Genomic DNA, 1415 nt, shown 5'->3' with positions numbered 1-1415 from the left:
AAAAGCGGCTAGGCCCCCTAAATCCGGAGTCCTGACCTACAAGTTTTGTGTTATCGCAGTCCAGCTCATTTTCTTGTGTGTTTACATCGATTTATGGAACTTTGAGGTATCCTCTAGCATTTTGACCCATAACGAAAACTTCATGGGAGCCATATGCTTCAGGCTACCATGCATTCTTCGATAATTATAAAAGTCCATATATTGATCAAGTGCGATAAACGCTTCTTCAAACGTCATAAATTCTCGTCTGCTAAACAAGTCGCGTTCCAATATGCTATGAAATGATTCGATATAGGCATTCATATTGGGAGTCCTTGGGGGAATTCGCTCATGAGTCATCCCCAAGCTCTCACAGGTATCTCCAAACAACTTGCTGACAAATTGAGGCCCATTGTCCGTCCGGATCACGGGGAACGTTTCACCCGGCTGAATGCGGCGCTCTAGGGCACTTATAAGCGTTTGAACGGCATGCTTGGCTTCACAGGTTCGCCCGCAATATTGCCCAACCACCACGCGGTCAAATACATCAATGATGCTAAGAACAAAGAAGAAGCGCTTCTGTCCTACAACGTATCCATACTTGATGTCCATTTGCCACAATTGATTAGAACCGGTAATGAATCGGTTCTTGGGGAGAGTACGCGGGTGCGATGTGACAGGCTTGCGAGCTTTTTGCAGAATGCCGAGTTCTTTGCAAAGACGATACGTTTTCTTTTTGTTAATTATGACTTGGTGAATATCCCGAATGCATTGGCCCAACAGTTTATATCCGTAGACATGTTCTTCGCCTTCAAGCAGCTCAAGGAGCCACTCTTTAATCTGTTCATCGCTAATGGGGATCCCTGTAACAGTTAGAGAGTACCCAGGTGTAGGGCGACCGCGTTTGTCCGTTGATAACGGCTCCGTCTTTGGGGTAGCAGCTCGCTTTTTTCGATCGTAGTATGTCGATTCAGCAATTTCCAAAATCCGCAGAACTACAGCTGTTGGTTCCCCCCGCTTAATGAATGGTTCTGCTACTTCAAGTTTTTCAGATAAGCGGGGTTTTTCTTTTTTACGAGTTCACGTAGGATCTCATTTTCGAGTTCTTTCTCACCAAGCACTTTCATCGCTTTCTCGTATTTTTCTTCAATCTCTTGAAGTCGTTTGAGTTCTTGAAGGTGTTGGTCTGGCAGTGATGTATCCACATCTGTAATCTGATCTCGGTATGCTCGAATCCAGGTTCGAATGGTTTCTGGGTGCAGGTCATACGACCGGGCAAGCACCCCCACCTTAATCCCGGACAGAGCTTCTCTTACTACCTTTAAACGAAATTCATCTTTGGCTTTTCCCATAACTGAATCCTCTCCCTTATTTCCATTGTAAATCCTTGTAGGGGAGGACTCCAGTTTATTTAGGGGGCCTTAGGGCTTTTACAG

At 45.2% G+C, this 1415-nt stretch carries 2 protein-coding genes; both read right to left on the bottom strand.

Annotated features, from left to right (window positions below; genetic code table 11):
* Positions 1-81: 81 nt before the first annotated feature.
* Positions 82-1002 (bottom strand): IS3 family transposase, encoded by a 921-nt coding sequence (locus tag RW092_RS03070; RefSeq protein WP_127576780.1) that lies wholly within the window; start codon positions 1000-1002, stop codon positions 82-84.
* 11 nt (positions 1003-1013) lie between these two features.
* Positions 1014-1331, bottom strand: coding sequence for a transposase (locus RW092_RS03065; RefSeq protein WP_016310860.1), 318 nt, complete (start codon positions 1329-1331; stop codon positions 1014-1016).
* Positions 1332-1415 lie beyond the last annotated feature (84 nt).

Source organism: Paenibacillus sp. 3LSP (assembly GCF_032465655.1).
Taxonomy (GTDB): Bacteria; Bacillota; Bacilli; order Paenibacillales; family Paenibacillaceae; genus Fontibacillus; species Fontibacillus barengoltzii.
Note: the sequence above shows the minus strand (reverse complement) of the source record. Positions and strands in the feature narration are given on the sequence as shown.

What these genes read in the sequence shown, in the direction of transcription:
- RW092_RS03065 (WP_016310860.1), bottom strand. Translation starts at nt 1,331, where the DNA reads ATGGGAAAAGCCAAAGATGAATTTCGTTTAAAGGTAGTAAGAGAAGCT.